A 16,395-nucleotide genomic window follows, 5' to 3' on the forward strand; every position below is an offset into this window, starting at 1 on the left:
TCAGGCGTTACGCGGAGCTTATTTGGCCTTGCGCACGTAGATGTCGCCGCTTACCGACTTGAGCGAAACCGGGGTGCCACCGCCGTTCACGGTGCCGTTCACCACCTGGCCGCCCACATGGTTCAGGTCGCCCTGGGTTTTGGGCAGCGTGATGTCGAAGTCGGTGTAGATTTCGCCCGAAATGGAGCGCAGCTGCAGGGTGGCTTTGCTGGCGGCGGGCATGGTCACGTCCACGTCGCCGCTCACGGCCGAAATGGAGCTGGGGCCGGGCCGCATGGCCGAGTAGCGCACCGTTATGTCGCCGCTGACGGTGTTGGCCACCACGGGGCCGGCCACGTTCAGCAGCTTCACGTCGCCGTTTTTCATGTTCACTTCCAGGTTGCCGCTCACGTCCCGGATTTGCAGGTCGCCGCCGTTCCAGTTGGTTTGGTTGTACTCCACGGCGGTAGCGCGGGGCACCCGAATGACGTAGGTAGCTTCTTTGCGGGAGGCCCGGGCAATGCGCACAGTGTTGTCCTGCTCGGTCACCGCAATGCCGAGGTTGGTGTTGTCGACGGCCGTATTGTACACGGCTTTCAGGCCTTCGGCGCGCTTGGGCGCTGGCTCGAAGCCATTGCCGCGAATCACCAGCTCGTTGCCATCGTAGCCTTCCACGGTCACGTCGGAGCCCTGCATGTCGATGATGACCTTGCGGTCTTTGCTGAGTTTGGTTTTGTACTCCTGGGCGTGGAGAGAAACGGTGGCGGCCAGCAGGCCGCAGAAGGTAAGGATCAGGGGCTTTTTCATAAGAGCTTGTTGAAAAATGAGGGCAAGGAGCAGCCCGCCGGACTCGCACGTTCCGACAACCAAGGGCAGCCTTTGTATTGAAAAAAGAAGGAGAAGAGAAAAGCAGAAAGCAGGGGGAGTATTCGGCCCGAACTTTCCCGCGGGCTTGGTTAAATCAGTTTGCCGAGGCCAGCCTGGGCCTGGTCGCGCACCACCGGCAGGGCGTCTTTGCGGCGGGCCAGGCGCTGCAGCGGGGGCACGGCCCGCGGGTCGCGCAGGGCCACCATCAGCTCGATCAGGGTAATCTGCACGTTCGGGTCCGTCTGAATGGGCAGGGAGTGCACAAAGGCCTCGGCCACGCGCGGGTCGGCGCGGAGGCGGAATAGCGCCTCACCGGCAGCCACACGCACGTTGGGGTTAGGGTCGAAGTTGAGCGTATTGATGAGCACCTGCACGGTAGGGTCGCCGGGCGTTAACTCCTCTCCCGAAGCCGTCACCAGCTGAATCCGGTCACTCGCGGAAGCCGGTTGAGAAGCCGTGCCGGCCAGGTTGGCGGCCAACTGCTGAGCCGGGGCCGGGCTGTCAGTCGGGTTAGCCGCCACTTCAGGGTTTTGTCCGGGGCGGCTGGGCAGGTAGCGGCCCAAGAGTACTCCGCCAGCTACCAGCAGCACCGCGGCCGCCACACGCAGCCACTGGCTGGCTACCGCTGCGGCCCAAAGCGGCACTACCCGAGCAGGGGCAGCGGGTGCAGGAGTAGCGGATGCGGTCAGTAGAGCCTTTTGCTCCTCCAGCATAGCCAGAAAGTTGGAGCGCATGGCCGTGCGGGGCGCTTCGGGCAAGGCCGCGTCCAACTCGTGGCTGAGCAGCCGGAGCTGCTGTAGCTGGTGCTGACAAGCGGGGCAGGAAGCCAGGTGGGCGGCTACTTGCTCAGCCTCGGCGGCGAGCAGGCTGCCATCGGCGTAGGCCGGCAGCAAAGCTTCGAAGTCGTTGCAGGAAGTGAACGTATGCATGGAAGGCGGAGAGTTGCTAATCCGAGAAATACACTTTGCGCAGGGCCTGCAGGGCGCGGTGGGCTTTCACGCGGGCGGCTTCGGCGGTGCAACCCAGGAGCTGGCCTATTTCGTCGTAGCCAAAGCCCTGGAAGCGGTTGAGCAGCAAGATTTCGCGTTGGTTGGTGGGTAGTTGGGCCAGCGCTTCGTGGAGGTCGTCGTAGTGGCCGCTGACGCGCATCTGGGAAAAGGCTGCGCCGCGTAAGCCACCGTGGCGCTCCACCTCATCCACGTCGGCCGTACGCAGCTTTTCCTGGCGGTGCCAGTGGTCGGCGTAGCTGTTGCGGGCCATCTGAAACACCCAGGCTTTGAAGGGCTGGCCGGGCTGGTAGCTGGCCCGGTATTTCAGCACCCGCTCAAACACGCTTTGGGCCAAATCTTCACTGGTTTCCCGGTCGTTGCAGAGGCGGTAGAGGTAGTTGAACAAGGGCCCGTGGTAGCGCTCAAACAAGGGCACGAGCTGATCGAGGTCGTTGGCCTTCACGGCAGCCATCAGGTCTTCGTCGCTCGGGCGGGCGGTGGTCACGGAGAAAGTTTTTGGAGGGTTGTGCAAGGAGTACCGGCCGCAAGCCCATTCGTTACAGGGGTAGTGAAATTTTTTTGATGACCTGAAAAACCCTGAACGTCATGCTGAGCGAAGGCGAAGCATGACGTTCAGGGTTTTTCAAACAGACCTTTCAGGATTAAAAATGAAAAAAGCCAGCGGCTCTCCCGGGAAGGGAAGCCGCTGGCTTATCAAGTTGGTATCATCAATAGCCGTTCTGCTGCGCCCAGCCCGGCCGGCACCGGCTGGTGGGAGTCACTCACCACAGCTACCCACCGGTGGCGGCCGGGGCTGAGCGCAGAGAAGGGTTATTTCGCCCGGCGGATGTAGATGTCGCCGTTTAGGGTTTTCATCATAAACTCGGGGCCACCGTTGTTGATTTTGCCGTAGGTCCAGGTGTCCTGGGCCACGCGGTAGGTGCCGTCTTTGGCCGTGCGCGTCACTTTAGCGGGGTTGCTGTCTACGCTCAGGTCAAAGTCGCTATAGATGTCGCCGTGGTCGGACTTGAGCTTCACCGAAACGTTGGCCCGGGCCGGCAGCGTTACGTCTACCTTGCCGTTGATGGTGGAGAAGGCCATGGGGGCACCGGCGGTTATCTGCTTGAAGTCGGCAATGACCTCGCCGTTCACCGTGTTCAGCACCGCCGAGCCGGCCACGTCGTTGAGGCGGATGGAGCCGTTCACGTTGGATATTTCCAGCTCGCCTTCCACGTTGTCCACCACAATGTCGCCGTTCTGCACGGTGGCCAGCTTCAGGGAAAACTGGCGCGGCACTTTGATGACGAAATCCACCGGGTTTTGCCAGGACTGGGTTTTCACGTACACCTGGTTGTCGCGCTCCTGGGCTGTTACGTCCAGGCCACTGGCTTGGGAGATGCGGCGCATGCCCGAGGCATTTTCGTTGCCGGCCGACTCGCGCCGCCCGCCCCGCGTGGCTACTTCAATAACTACTTCCTTGCCGGCGTAGCCCGTGACTTTGATGCCGCCGCCCACGAGCTTGAGGTGCAGGGTACCCGGCTTGCCGGGGAGCTGAGGGCCACCGTCATCTGCTCCCTGGCAGCCTGCTGGGCCTGGGCCGGATGCAGCCAAAAGAGAGCGGCGAAGGCGAAAAGAAGTTGAAATATGCGCTGATTCATCGGGTTTGCTGTTTAATGGTGACGTCGCCGTTCAGGGTTTCCAGGCGAATGTTGGGGCCGCCCTTGCCGAGGCGCACGGCCGTTTCCTTGCGGAGCTTGTACTTGGTGCCGGCTCCTTCGCGCTCGGTATTCTGGGTGATGGTGGCGGGCAGATTTTCCGTCTGCGGGAAGTCGGTGTACATTTCCCCGTGCATGCTCTTGAAGTAGAGGTCAGCCGAGGCCGTGGGCGGGTAGCTCACCGTAATGTCGCCGTTGATGGTCTTGTAGGAAGCCGCGGCCATGGGAGCCGCCGTGAGGGCTACTTCCACCGGGCCGTTCACGGTGTGGGCTTTGGATACTTCGCGGGCATTTTTGATGATGATGCCGCCGTTCACGTTGCTGGCTTGCAGCAGGCCGTTCACGTTTTCTACCCGCACCTCGCCGCCGTTCACCGTCGACAAGGTCACTTTCATGTCGCGGGGCACTTTCACGGTGAAGTCGAGGCTGAACTGATAGTGCCGCTCGTCACTGCTCCAGTGCTGGCTGTGCAGGGTATGGCGGGGGCGCGAGTCGAAAGGAGCCTGCTGGTACACAATTACGCTGTCGTTGCGCTGCAGGAAGCCTGGCTGCACGTCTTTCCGGGCTTCGGCCAGGGCCGTGGCGTCGTCGGCTTTCAGGGTTTTGGTGACTTCCACCACTACTTTGTTGCCGGTGGTGCCTTCTACCCGCACCGAGCCGAAGATGTTGTAGAGGGCCAGGGTGCTGCGGCCGGCGTCGCCGGAGAGGGTGAATTCGCGGCTTACTTTTTCCGTGGCTTCCCGGTCCTGGGCTTGCAGCGAGCAGCTAGGCAGCCACAGAAGTGTCCAGAGTAGCAGAGTTATGATGTGTGGTTTCATCGGAGTTCGAGGGGGTTGAGGGAGCCGCGGGGGCGCGGTCGTGGGACAAAGACTGAATGCTCTGCTCGATTTTGGTTTTCACTTGCTCGTTGAGGTTGTCCTGCTGGAGCAGCTTGCGCAGGGGGCGCACCGAGCGGCGCTCCTGGAGCTGCACCATCAGATCGGCCAGCGCCGACTGCACCAGGGGGGACTCCTGGTAGGTGAGGGAGCGAACCAGCCCTTGGCGCACGGTGGGGTCGTCGGCCATGCTGCCCAGAGCGTCCAGGGTAGCTAGGCGCACGTTCACGTTGGGGTCTTGGTTGAGGGTGCTGAGTAGGGCCGCCAGCACCCGCTCGTTGGTGGGGGCTACTTGCTCGGCCTCACTCACGGCCTGCAGGCGCTGCACGGCCGAGGGGTTGTTGAGGCGCGAAATCAGCCCTACCTGCCGGGCCGTGGCGGCCGGGCTTTCCGTTGAAACCTGGGCCAGGGGCTCGTCAGCTCCCGCACTGGTTTCACCGCCTCTGAGCCCGTAGCCGATACCCAAACCTGCCAGCAACAAGACCAGGCTATAGGCCAGGCGCTGGGCAAAAGCCGGCTGCCACCACTGGCGCAGCCGCTCCAGCAGCCCCGCCACCGACCAGCGCTGCCGTTGCTGCTCCTCGGCCTTGAAGTCGGCCAGCATGGCGTAGAAGTTGGGCCGCAGCTCTTCGCTGGGTGCCGGCACGGGCAGGTTGCCCATAGCGGCCCAGAGCTGCTGCACGCCTTCCAGCTCGTGCTGGCAGTCGGGGCACTGGGCCAGGTGAGCAGCCAAGGCTTGCTGGTCCGTTTCGGGTAGCTCGCCCGCCAGCCAGCTCATCAGCTCCTGCTGCACTTCTTCACAGTTTCTGAATCTTGCTTCCATTCTCCATTTGCAAATAGATGTCCTTCAATTGGCAGAGGGCCCGGTGCGCGCGCACCTTCACGGCCCCCTCCGTGATGTTGAGCAGCTGCGCTATCTGCTCGTATTTCAGCTCCTGAAAGCGGCTCAGCACCAGCACCTCGCGCTGGTCGGGGCTGAGGCGGGCCAGGGCCCGGTGGAGCTGCGCTTCTTCCTGGGTGCGCTGCAGGTGGGCGTCGGCCGACGTGCCGCCCGCAATTTTCTCGGCCCAGTCGGCAATGTCCTGGTGGTGGGCCGAGGGCTTGTTTTTCTTGGCGGCATCGGCCAGCACGTTGCGCGCCAGGTGGTACATCCACGTCCGGAACTCGCCCTCCCCGGTGAAGGTGTGCCGGTACTTGAGCATGCGGTAAAACACGTTCTGCACCAAGTCTTCGCTGGCCGTGGCATTGCCGTTGGAGTGGTAGAAGAACGCCAGCAACGGCCGGTGGTAGCGTTCAAACAACAGGCCCATCTTCTCCACCTGGCCAGCCTTCACCTGGAGCATGAGCGAGTTGTCGGTAAGCGAGTTCAAGGTGTTGGCTGGTAGGTTGGTGGCGAATTCGGACGTGGAAACTGTGCCTTTTCGGGAAGGTTACCGCCGAACGAGAAAATATTTTTCGGGGAGGGCTGCTGCGTTTTGATAGAATATCAGACAGGCTACCACAAAGTCATGGTGAGCGAAGCCAAGGCATTTCGCGTGCTGACGTTGTGGAAGTAACCGTCATGCTGAGCGGAGTCGAAGCATCTCTACCGAACGATTCAACTAAGCGGTAGAGATGCTTCGACTTCGCTCAGCATGACGGTCTTTTTCTAGTTATAGAGGAAGCATCCTCTTAAAGCACGTCCTCTCCTAGATGCTCGCTTAGCCGTTCGCGGAGCAAATCCTGAAGGATGTGGTCCATGAACTGGAATTTGTCGGGGATGCGCAGCACCACTAGGCGCTTGCCGGTTAGCGCATCGGCAAACTTCTGGCGGAGGGAGTCGGCGTGCTTGCGCTCCATCACCAGCACCACATCGGCCCAGCCGAGGTGGCCGGCCGTCACGCGCACCCGGGCGCCGGGCTCGGTGCCGGCCGAGCGGGCCTCGTAGTGCGGGTGCTGGTCGAACAGCCGCTCGGCGGTGAGGCTGCGCCAGCGGTTCTGGCTGCAGATGAACAGCAATTTTTGGGACTGAAAGTCAGCGGAATTGGCGGTGGCGGGAGAGGAAGTCGGCATAAGTCTCGCAAAGATGCCGTAAGTTCGCCGTGCTCCCCTGCATCATTTCCCTACACGCCGTATCATGCGCCGTCCATTCTGCAAAGCCGTGGCCACTGCCACGGTGGGAGCCTGCCTTGTAGTAGGCAGTACCACGCCGCTGCTTGCCCAGCGCAAAACCCTCGAACAAAAGGTTGACTCCGTGCTCCAGCTGATGACGCTGGAGGAAAAAGCCGGCCAGCTCAACCAATACACCGGCGACGCCGTTACGGGCCCCGCCGTAAACGACCCCACCAAGCTGGAGCAGATCCGCACGGGGCGGGTGGGCTCCATGCTCAACATCCGTGGAGCTCAGCGTACCCGCGAGCTGCAGGCCGAAGCCCTCAAGTCGCGCCTGAAAATCCCGCTGCTCTTCGGCCTCGACGTCATCCATGGCTACCAGACCACGTTTCCCATTCCCTTGGGCGAGGCCGCCAGCTGGGATATGACGGCCATCCGGCAGTCGGCGCACATTGCGGCCGTGGAGGCTGCCGCCGCCGGCCAGCACTGGACGTTTGCCCCCATGGTGGACATTGCCCGCGACCCGCGCTGGGGTCGCGTGATGGAAGGCGCCGGCGAAGACCCTTACCTCGGCTCTCAGATTGCCCGGGCCCGGGTGCTGGGCTTCCAGGGCGAAAAAATAGGCGCTACCGATGCCGTGCTGGCCTGCGCCAAGCACTTTGCGGCCTACGGCGCCGCCCAGGCCGGCCGCGACTACCATACCGTGGACATGAGCCGCCGCCTGCTGTGGGAGGTATACCTGCCTCCGTTTAAAGCAGCCCTCGATGCCGGCGCGGCCACGTTCATGAACTCCTTTAATGAGCTGGACGGTATTCCCGCCACCGGCCACCGCTACCTGCAGCGCGACATCCTCAAAGGCCAGTGGAAATTCCAGGGCTTTGTGGTGAGCGACTGGGGCTCGATAGGGGAGATGGTAAACCATGGCTTCGCCAAAGACAATGCCGACGCCGGCCGCCTGGCTATGCTGGCCGGCTCCGACATGGACATGGAAAGCCGCTCCTACGTGAACAGTCTGCCTGCCCTGGTGAAGAGCGGCCAGGTGCCCGAAGAACTGGTAAACGACGCCGTGCGCCGCATCCTGCGCAAGAAGTTTGAGCTGGGTTTGTTCCAGAACCCGAACCGCTTCAGCGACGTGGCCCGCGAGAAAAAGCTGGTGGGTGCCCCCGAGCATCGGCAGATAGCCCGCGACGTGGCCCGCAAATCCATTGTGCTGCTAAAGAACGAAGGCAACGTGCTGCCGCTGGATAAGAAAACCAAGCGCATTGCCCTCATCGGCCCGCTGGGTACCAGCAAGCTCAACCACGCCGGCTTCTGGGCCGTGAACTACGACTCGACCGGCTACGTGAGCGTGCTGGAAGGGCTGCAGAACAAGTTTGGGAAAAAGGCTAACATCCAGTACGCCCGGGGCTGCGGCATCAAGGGCGAGTCGCAGGCGGGCTTTGCGGAAGCGGTGAAAGCGGCGCAGCAGTCGGATGTGGTGGTAATGGCCGTGGGCGAGGCCTACGACATGAGCGGCGAGGCCAAGTCGCGTACGGATATTGGTCTGCCCGGTCAGCAGGAAGCCCTCATCAAGGCCGTGGTAGCCACCGGCAAGCCCGTAGTGGTGCTGATGATGGCCGGCCGGCCGCTCACCTTCAACTGGACGGCCGAGCACGCCCCCGCCATCCTGTACACGTGGTGGCTGGGCTCAGAGGCCGGCAACGCCATTGCCGACGTGCTGACCGGGGACTACAACCCCGCCGGCAAGCTTCCCATGACGTTTCCGCGCAGCCTGGGCCAAGTGCCCATCTTCTACGCCGCCAAAAACACCGGCCGCCCCTCCAGCGGGGACAAGGACGTGCTCTACAAATCGGCCTACATCGACCAGACCAACCGGCCCCAGTACGCCTTCGGCCACGGCCTGAGCTACACCAAGTTCACCTACGGCAACCTCAAGCTCAGCACGACGCAGCTGGGCGCGGGCCAGTCGCTCACCGTTTCCTGCACGCTCACCAACGCCGGCAAAACGGCCGGGGAGGAAGTGGTGCAGCTCTACCTGCGCGACCTGGTAGCTAGCGTAACGCGCCCCATCCAGGAGCTCAAGGACTTCCAGAAAGTGCAACTCAAGCCCGGCGAAACCAAGACCCTCACCTTCACCATCACCCCCGAGAAACTGTCGTTCTACAACCAGGATATGCAGTGGACCACCGAGCCCGGCGAGTTCCGCCTCATGCTTGGCAGCGCCTCCGATGATATCCGGCTGGACAGCAAGTTTGAGTTGCAAAAGTAAATAAGCCGCCTTTCCAGGTAGGTCGCACCACGCCAACATGCCCGAAACTGTCCGTACGCCGGCTGGTTTCGGGCATGATGGCTTGGGAGGGTAGCATTCGGCTAGTTTGTATATTGAAGGGCACCGCCGCTCACGTGCTCATCCTTTTGCTGCTGACTATGAATAAAGTGTTACTCGTCCTGGCCTTGGCCGTTGGGGGCCCCGTCTCGGCGCTTGCCCAAACCTATTACGCGCAGAATGCCGATCCTGCCCACAAAGTGAAGGTTCCGGCCTACGTGGTGAAAAAGTTCAGCCAGGCCTTTCCGGGCGCGCCCATCGATTCGTGCTACGTGTTCGGCAACACGGATAAAGGCGAGGAATCCTACAGCTTTTTCACCCACCGGGTAAACCGCGTCCTGGAAGCTAACTTCAACGAGCGGGGCGAGCTGACCGAGTCGGCCACGGAGGTGTCAGTAGAATCCTTGCCCGATGCGCTCCAGGCCGCCCTCACGCCCCAGCGCCTTGGGGCCGCCCGCCTCGGCCGCGTGACGAAAACCGTCTACCATCAGGAAGCCAATCGGGTGGAGTACCGGGTGGAGTGCCTCAGCGACGATGCCGGCAAGAGCAGCGCCCACTTCCAGTATTTCACGGAAGATGGTCAGCCCATTTCCGCCGAAAGCCGGGAGTAAGCGGTTATGCTCCGACCGAAATACGCGTTGCCAGCTGCGTAGGCGCCAGGTCTGCTGGCCAATGATGCTCCATATGTGGTGGGATGCTCATTAGATAGCCCTTACGCATGGGCTTGCGTACTTTGGGGCATGATGAAGTCATCTTTACTACGCGCTGGGCTCAGCATCTGCCTGTGGCTACTGCTGGTACCAGCGGGGCGGGCGCAGCCTTCGCCCCGGCAGTTGTTCCCCACCGTTTTCGAGGCCGTGCAGCTCGGGGGCGTTTTTCCCGACAGCAAAACCTTCGTGGATGCCCGCCCCAAAGCCGCCCCGGCCGTAATTGAGGCCGCCTTTCAGCAGCAGAAAAACCAGCCCGGCTTTTCGCTGAAGCAGTTTGTGGCGCACTACTTCGAGCTGCCCGCCGTGCCCACGGCCGGCTACCAAAGCCGCGTAGCTGCCGGCCTGCGCCACCACTTAGACACCCTCTGGACGGTGCTGCAGCGCCAGCCCCAGGATTCGGTGGGGCGCTACGGCTCCCTGCTGCCACTGCCCAAGCCCTACGTGGTGCCTGGTGGGCGCTTTCGGGAAGTGTACTACTGGGACTCGTACTTCACCATGCTCGGCTTGCGCGAAAGTGGACGCACCGCCCTGCTGCGCGGCATGGTCGCTAATTTCGCCAGCCTGATAGACCGCCAGGGTTTTATTCCAAATGGCAACCGTACCTATTACCTTACCCGCTCACAGCCCCCGTTTTTTGCCTTGATGGTGGAGCTGTTGGCCCAGACCCAGGGTGACACCGTGCGCCCCCGCTACCAGCCCCCGCTGCTACGCGAGTATCAGTACTGGATGGCCGGCGCCGACTCCCTGGCGCCTGGCACCGCCACCCGCCGCGCCGTGCGCCTACCCACGGGTGAAATCCTCAACCGCTACTACGACGCCGGCGACTATGCCCGCGAGGAATCCTACGCCGAGGACGTAGCCACTGCCCGCCAAGCCACCCAGCCCAAGCCCGAGTTCTACCGCCACGTGCGCGCCGCCGCCGCTTCCGGCTGGGACTTCAGCACCCGCTGGTTTCGCGACGAAAAGACCCTGGCTTCCATCCGCACCCTGGAGCTGGTGCCCGTGGATCTGAACTGCCTGCTCTACGGCCTGGAGCAGACCCTGGCCCGCGGCTACCGCCAGCAAGGGCAGCTCAGCCTGGCTCGTGCCTTCGAGCAAAAAGCCCAGGTCCGGCGAAAAGCCATCCGCCGTTACTGCTGGGATACGTCGGCCGGCTGGTTCGTGGATTATGATTTCGTGGACCGGCAGCCGACGCGCCTGCGCACCCTGGCCGGCGTGTTCCCGCTGTTCTTCCATCTGGCCTCCGCCAGTGAGGCCCACCAGGTGGCCGCCGGCCTGCAGCGCGACTTCCTGAAAGATGGCGGCCTCGTCACCACGCTCAACCACAGCGGCCAGCAGTGGGACGCGCCCAATGGCTGGGCACCCCTGCAGTACATGGCCATCGAAGGGCTGAACCAGTACAAGCAACAGGCGCTGGCCCGCACCATTGCCACCCGCTGGGTGGGGCTGAACCTGCGCGTGTTTCAGCAAACCGGCAAGCTGCTGGAGAAATACAACGTCGAAAACACCCAGCTCACGGCCGGCGGCGGGGAGTACCCCACCCAGGATGGCTTCGGCTGGACCAACGGCGTGCTGCTGCGCCTGCTCAACCAATACCAGCTGTGGCCGGAGGGGCCGGAAGTGGGGAAGTAGCAGTATCCTGATTTTTTTCAGCCATCTTCCGCAAAATATCCTTCGCAGTAAACTGTAAAGCCAGGTTGGGCAGAGTAGCTTACTCCGGTTGCGCCAGATATTCCTGCACCTTTTCCTGGTCGTACTTCGTCAGGTGCAGCTGCTCCTGCACCGGCTGCCATTGGGGGCTGGGGTACCGGAGCAGGGCGGCTTGTAGTGGCACCTGCAACTGTTGCTGCCGCCACGTTCCGGTTCTGAAAATCTGTTGAAACAGCTGCACGGTTTCGGCGCGAGGATAGCGGGCCAGGGCCAGGCAAAGCCAGCGCCAAGTATCTGCGTTATAGTATTTCCAGGCCAGGTTACGGCTGAACAAGCGCCGCAGCTTCGGGTAATAGGTTTCGTGCGGAAAAGTTTGCACAACCTCCAGCGCAAGTTGGCCCCGGCTGTTGTGCTGCCCGGCCCGATAGCCCAGGCTACGCCGGATTAGTGGCCGGTCTGCGGCGCGCTGATAGCGGGCTAATGGCAGCAGGGCTGCGGGCGTACCCCAAGCCGAGTGGGCCAGGTGCCGCACCCGCCGGTAATAGCGCGGGTTTACGGGCAGCGTTGAGAGCAGTTGGGCCTGGGCCTCCAAGCATATACTCGGCTGAAACAGCAGCAAACTATCGATGATGACTTGCTGCGCCGGAGTGAGCGTAAAATCGCCGGGGCCAGATTCGCCGGGATTAACAAGCGCCAGCCAAAAGTCACCGACCACCACGCTGGAACGGCCATGATGTGAGTATCTTGCCCACATCTGCTGCCCGTCGCGTAGGTGAGTCAGAAGCAGCGGAAAAACTTCAGGCGCCCTTCTTCGCACTAATATCGAGAAGGCATAGGTTCGCAGACTAGGTTTGAGTTGATTAGATAAGTACGTCAGCTCGGCGTTGGTGGCCTGGCATAAACCATGACGGCCAAGGCTGTCGGCCGGACAGGAGCTGCCCATGCCGTAGCCAACGGTATTGTCCTGCCCCAGGCGCGAGTGGCGCAGCTTTATCACGGCCTTGCGCGTAGCCGCCGACAGTCGTTGCGCCTGGCCAGCGGTATGGGCCAGCACGAGCAGCGCTATAATCAGCGAAAGAACCCGGCCCAATTTGATAATTCGTAATGGACCCCAAGATAACAAGAGAGTAGGGTTTACTCTCTCCGTTGCGAGTTATGCCTCCATAGCCAGCCGTAGCGTATTAATACGAGCGAGAAGCCGGGGGCAACGTAGCGCCGCCTTGGTTCGGAAAAGTGCGCAAGCTATTCCACTACCGACACGCGCACTTTCTTGCCTTTCACCTTGGCGCCCAGCAGGCGTTCTACCACCTCTGGGGCCATTTGGCGGGGCACGGCCACGTAGCTGTAGTAGTCGAACACCTCGATGTGGCCTACCTGGTCGCGGGTCACACCACCCACGTTCACGAAGGCACCCACCAGGTCGTGGGCGCTTACTTTATCCTTCTTGCCAGCCGAGACGTGCAGAGTCACGTTTTCGGGGCGGGGAGCTTTGGGCGCGGCGGGCGGCAGCTTGGGCGCGTGCATGGGCGTCCACTTGATGCCTTCTGCTATGGGCCACTTCTGCACGTGGGCTTGCTCTTTAGGAGTAGCCAGCAGGTGGGCCGTGCCGGCGGCGCCGGCGCGGGCCGTGCGGCCGGCGCGGTGCTGGAACCCGTCCGCTTTGTCGGGCGCATCGTACTGCACCACGGTATCTAGCAGAGTCACGTCGAGGCCGCGGGCGGCTACGTCGGTGGCTACCAGCACCTGGGCCGAACCGTTGCGCAGCTTCATTAGGGCCTTGTCGCGCTCGGGCTGGGGCATTTTGCCGTGCAGCATTTCGGCCGCCACCCCGCGCCCGTGCAGGAAGCGCGCCAGCTCGGCGCACCGCTCGCGGGTGTTGCAGAAAATGAGGGCGCGGCCGGTTTCGGGCTGGTTGAGCAGGTGCAGCAGGGCGGCGGGCTTTTGCTCCAGCGTGCCCACGTGGCCCAGCAGGGTGAGGTTTTCGGGCAGCTCGTCAGTGTCTTCGCCGGCATTTACCACGCGGGGCCGGGTGAGGTTCTTGCGAATCAGCTCCAGTACTTTGTCCGACATGGTGGCCGAGAACAGCAGGGTCTGGCGGCGACGCGGCAGGCGCTTGATAATCTCCACCAGCTCTTCCTGGAAGCCCAGTTCCAGCAGCTTGTCGGCCTCGTCCAGCACCAGCACTTTCAGCTGGTTGGGAATGATGCTGCGCCGCTCGAAGTGGTCGAGCAGGCGGCCGGGGGTGGCCACTACCACGTGCGGAGCCTGCTTGAGCGAGGCTGTTTCCTCGCGGAACGCGTGGCCGCCGTAGAAGGCCGCTACGCGCAGGTTGGGCAGGTATTTGCCGAGCTTCTTGAGGGCGTCGCGCACCTGCAAGGCCAGCTCCCGGGCAGGCACCAGCACAATCACCTGCACGGCATCTACCTGCACATCCAGCTGCTGCAGCACCGAAAGGCCGTAGGCGGCAGTTTTGCCGGAGCCAGTAGGTGCCTGCCCTACCACGTCCTGCCCGGCCAGCGCCATCGGAATTACCTGCTCCTGCACGGGCGTAGGGGCAGCAAAAGTCAGCTCTTCGAGAGCCTGAAGCAAGGTAGGGGCAAGGCCGAGGTCGGCGAAGGTAAGGGTACTCATCAGTGCACGGGATTAGCCGGCAAAGGTACGTATTGTTGAATGGCTGGATGGGTTTCGGAATGGCTGCCTCCGCAGGCAACCCGAAAACAGCCCGGTAACCACAAAATCATTCAGCCATTCACTCCTCCACCACGTCTACCAGCCGGTAGCGCACGGCGGATTTCTTGGGGCGGATATCGATGCCGATGTAGTGGGCGTAGACTTTCGTGAAGCAGGCGCCGAAGTAGAAAATCATGGCCGAGTAGAACACGAACAGCAGCACCAGCACCAGGCTGGAAGCCGGCCCATAAATCGGCCCCAGGTTGCGCTGCACCAGCAGGTGACCCAAAATGTATTCCCCGATATCAATGAACACGGCCGTGAGGACGGCCCCGCGCAACACGGCCCGCCAGGGCACTCTGGCCAAACTCAGGTTGCGAAACGTGGCCGCAAACCAGGCTGCCAGAATCAGCAGGGAAACTGCCTGATTGAGCAGCTGAACCAGAAAGTAGCCGAAGGTGGCGTCGAAGTCCTTGATATAATCGGCGAAGAGGGCCAGAATAGTATCGGAGGTGAAGGCCAGCACCGTGAGCAGAGCTGTAGCCAGCAGCGCCCCCAGGGAGCGGACCCGCTCTTTCAGCACCTTGGAAAGCTGGCGAGTGGTGCGCCGGGGCCGGATGTTCCAAAGCTGGTTGAGCGAGTTCTGAATGACCACGAACAGCGTGGTGGCAATAAAGAGCAGAAACCCAAAGCCCAGCCAAGACACCAGCCGGCTGCGCTCCACGTTGGTCACGTTATCCAGAATCTGCTGTACAAGCTCCGCCGCCGACGCCCCCAGCAGGTTGGCCAGCTTGGTAAGCAGCAGCCCGCGTACCAGGCTGGCCGAGTAGAGGGAGCCCAGCAGCTGCACCAGAATAATGAGGATGGGCGGCAGGGCAAAGGAAGTGAAGAATGCCGTAGCTGCTCCCAGCCGCAGCGGGTCGTTGGCGCCCAGCTCCTGGGCCGCCTTGCGCAGCAGCAGAAAGAAATCCGTCCACAGTTTGGGCCGGGGCTGGCCGGGCTCTCGTACTTTTGTCATCAGTTGCCTCACCCACCCGGTGAGCTTAGGGCCGCGGGTGCGCTGTGCGAAGATACGCGCCGCCGGAGCACTTTTTCATCTACTTTCAGCCCCTTTCTGTGTCGATACCGCCTCCGCCCGCGCCCGAATCTGCCCCGCCCGGCTGGCTGCGGCGCAAGCTGCTTATGCCGTTGCTGAACATCCTGAAGCAGGGGCTTACCCCTCGACAATTGTCCCTGACGGTGGCGCTGGGCATCAGCTTTGGGCTGGTGCCGCTGCTGGGCGTCACCACGCTCATGGCCACCGCCGTGGGTTTGCGGCTGCGGCTGAACGTGGCCGCTCTGCTGCTGGTAAGCCACCTGATGAGCCCCCTGCAGCTGCTGGCCCTGATTCCGCTGCTGCAGTGGGGTGCCCGGCTGCTGGGCGGAGCCGGGCAGCGCCTGAGCTTGGCGCGCCTGCAGTATTACTTCAGCCACGACTGGGCCGGGGGGCTGAGCTTGCTGTGGCGGGCCGAGCTGGGCGCGCTATTGTTGTGGGCGGCCGTGTCGGTGCCGGTGGTGGCGGGGCTGTATGTGGCCCTGCAGCCGGTTTTTGCCCGCCTGCTGGCCCGCCAGGCCCGCGCAAATGGGGAGTAGCACCAACGAAACCCAGGCGGACTATAAACACCACAGCTTCCGCCTGGGAAGACGGAAGCTGTGGCTGACGAACATTCCGGCGTAAACTACGCCTTCTGGTATACCGGCTCGGTCTGGCGGAAGTAGGCGGCCAGCGGATCATCTGCGGCCGTGCTGATAACCATCATATCTATCAGCTCGCCTTCGCGCAGGTGGGGCTGCACAAACGGGCCCATGTCCTGGAGAAACGCGGGGTCTTCCCCCTCAATATCGAAGCCCAGCAGCAGACGGGGCGGCTCGGGACTGCCTTCCACCTGCAGCTGCGCCAGATACACGGCTTTCACCAAAGGCTGAGCCTGGCTGAACTCGCGCACGGAATCGGCCAGGGCGGTAGGGTAGTCGGCGGGCTGACCGAGCTGCACCCGGGCTTCGGGCGCCGCTTCCTGGGACGTGTCTTCGATCAGGTTGCCCGAGAGCAGCTCTTCCAACTCCTGGGCCGTGAGCAGCTTGCCTACGGGCGAGAACGGGTTGAGCACGCACTCGGCCCCACGCACCATGTTGAAGAAGTCGAAGCCGCGCATGCGCAAGTAGGGCATGCCCTCGGGTACGATACCGCCCTCAAACACCCGCTCCACGGAGCTGAAGATGGGCAGCTTGTTGTCGTTGAGCATCTGCAGCTGTATCTCCGAGCCAGGCTCAATGGTGATTTCGCCGGTGTCACGACCCTCAGCAGGCAGCGGCAGGATGATCAGCTCGTGGCTCAGCAGCTGCTGGTAAAAGATAGGACGAAATTCCGGCTCGTTGGCGGCGCGCATCAACGCTTCTTCCAGCGCATTAGTGGGTACAAATGCCGGCTGGGGCGGCATCGGGGGAATGGGCGGCACGGGCATCGGCGGCATCACCGGAACCGGC

Annotated in this window: 16 protein-coding genes; 4 read left to right on the plus strand and 12 right to left on the minus strand. The window is 62.5% G+C overall.

What is annotated here, in order from left to right:
* Positions 1 to 18: 18 nt before the first annotated feature.
* From LRS06_RS18890 to LRS06_RS18925, 8 genes are all read right to left on the minus strand, one after another.
* On the minus strand, positions 19 to 786 hold the full coding sequence (locus LRS06_RS18890; RefSeq protein WP_257872928.1) for a DUF4097 domain-containing protein: 768 nt from the start codon (positions 784 to 786) through the stop codon (positions 19 to 21).
* A gap of 149 nt (positions 787 to 935) precedes the next feature.
* On the minus strand, positions 936 to 1,775 hold the full coding sequence (locus LRS06_RS18895) for a zf-HC2 domain-containing protein (RefSeq protein WP_257872929.1): 840 nt from the start codon (positions 1,773 to 1,775) through the stop codon (positions 936 to 938).
* 16 nt (positions 1,776 to 1,791) lie between these two features.
* Entirely contained in the window at positions 1,792 to 2,340 is a 549-nt protein-coding gene (locus LRS06_RS18900; protein ID WP_257872930.1) for an RNA polymerase sigma factor, read from the minus strand.
* A gap of 326 nt (positions 2,341 to 2,666) precedes the next feature.
* Positions 2,667 to 3,446, minus strand: coding sequence for a DUF4097 domain-containing protein (locus LRS06_RS18905; protein WP_257872931.1), 780 nt, complete (start codon positions 3,444 to 3,446; stop codon positions 2,667 to 2,669).
* A 43-nt stretch (positions 3,447 to 3,489) separates the two neighbouring features.
* Positions 3,490 to 4,368 carry a hypothetical protein gene (locus LRS06_RS18910; RefSeq protein ID WP_257872932.1) on the minus strand — a complete coding sequence of 293 codons (879 nt, stop codon included), beginning with the start codon at positions 4,366 to 4,368 and terminating at the stop codon, positions 3,490 to 3,492.
* Positions 4,316 to 5,248 carry a HEAT repeat domain-containing protein gene (locus LRS06_RS18915; protein ID WP_257872933.1) on the minus strand — a complete coding sequence of 311 codons (933 nt, stop codon included), beginning with the start codon at positions 5,246 to 5,248 and terminating at the stop codon, positions 4,316 to 4,318. Before LRS06_RS18915 ends, LRS06_RS18910 begins: the two co-directional genes overlap by 53 nt.
* Positions 5,223 to 5,795, minus strand: a complete 573-nt coding sequence (locus tag LRS06_RS18920; protein ID WP_308239918.1) for an RNA polymerase sigma factor — start codon at positions 5,793 to 5,795, stop codon at positions 5,223 to 5,225. The genes LRS06_RS18915 and LRS06_RS18920 overlap by 26 nt, the downstream gene beginning before the upstream one ends.
* Positions 5,796 to 6,096: 301 nt before the next feature.
* A complete protein-coding gene (locus LRS06_RS18925) occupies positions 6,097 to 6,477 on the minus strand; it encodes a low molecular weight protein tyrosine phosphatase family protein (protein WP_257872934.1) in 381 nt (126 codons plus the stop codon).
* A gap of 64 nt (positions 6,478 to 6,541) precedes the next feature.
* On the opposite strand from LRS06_RS18925, the gene LRS06_RS18930 reads away from it, so the two are divergent.
* The 3 genes from LRS06_RS18930 (at position 6,542) to treF (ending at position 11,184) form a co-directional block, all read left to right on the plus strand.
* Entirely contained in the window at positions 6,542 to 8,785 is a 2,244-nt protein-coding gene (locus LRS06_RS18930; RefSeq protein WP_257872935.1) for a glycoside hydrolase family 3 N-terminal domain-containing protein, read from the plus strand.
* 158 nt (positions 8,786 to 8,943) lie between these two features.
* Positions 8,944 to 9,453, plus strand: a complete 510-nt coding sequence (locus LRS06_RS18935; protein WP_257872936.1) for a hypothetical protein — start codon at positions 8,944 to 8,946, stop codon at positions 9,451 to 9,453.
* Positions 9,454 to 9,585: 132 nt separating this feature from the next.
* Positions 9,586 to 11,184 carry an alpha,alpha-trehalase TreF gene (treF, locus tag LRS06_RS18940; protein ID WP_257872937.1) on the plus strand — a complete coding sequence of 533 codons (1,599 nt, stop codon included), beginning with the start codon at positions 9,586 to 9,588 and terminating at the stop codon, positions 11,182 to 11,184.
* Between the two features lie 79 nt (positions 11,185 to 11,263).
* On the opposite strand, the gene LRS06_RS18945 is transcribed toward treF, so the two are convergent.
* From LRS06_RS18945 to LRS06_RS18955, 3 genes are all read right to left on the minus strand, one after another.
* A complete protein-coding gene (locus tag LRS06_RS18945) occupies positions 11,264 to 12,256 on the minus strand; it encodes a hypothetical protein (protein WP_257872938.1) in 993 nt (330 codons plus the stop codon).
* Positions 12,257 to 12,444: 188 nt separating this feature from the next.
* A complete protein-coding gene (locus LRS06_RS18950; protein ID WP_257872939.1) occupies positions 12,445 to 13,833 on the minus strand; it encodes a DEAD/DEAH box helicase in 1,389 nt (462 codons plus the stop codon).
* 118 nt (positions 13,834 to 13,951) lie between these two features.
* Positions 13,952 to 14,890, minus strand: a complete 939-nt coding sequence (locus LRS06_RS18955; protein ID WP_257872940.1) for a YihY/virulence factor BrkB family protein — start codon at positions 14,888 to 14,890, stop codon at positions 13,952 to 13,954.
* A 98-nt stretch (positions 14,891 to 14,988) separates the two neighbouring features.
* On the opposite strand from LRS06_RS18955, the gene LRS06_RS18960 reads away from it, so the two are divergent.
* Complete coding sequence (locus LRS06_RS18960) at positions 14,989 to 15,504, plus strand: DUF2062 domain-containing protein (RefSeq protein ID WP_257872941.1); 516 nt, start codon at positions 14,989 to 14,991, stop codon at positions 15,502 to 15,504.
* A gap of 86 nt (positions 15,505 to 15,590) precedes the next feature.
* Here LRS06_RS18960 and LRS06_RS18965 read toward each other — a convergent pair whose 3' ends face one another.
* On the minus strand, positions 15,591 to 16,367 hold the full coding sequence (locus LRS06_RS18965) for an enhanced serine sensitivity protein SseB C-terminal domain-containing protein (RefSeq protein ID WP_257872942.1): 777 nt from the start codon (positions 16,365 to 16,367) through the stop codon (positions 15,591 to 15,593).
* Between the last annotated feature and the right edge of the window lie 28 nt (positions 16,368 to 16,395).

It is taken from the genome of Hymenobacter sp. J193 (assembly GCF_024700075.1).
In the GTDB taxonomy this organism is placed as follows: domain Bacteria; phylum Bacteroidota; class Bacteroidia; order Cytophagales; family Hymenobacteraceae; genus Hymenobacter.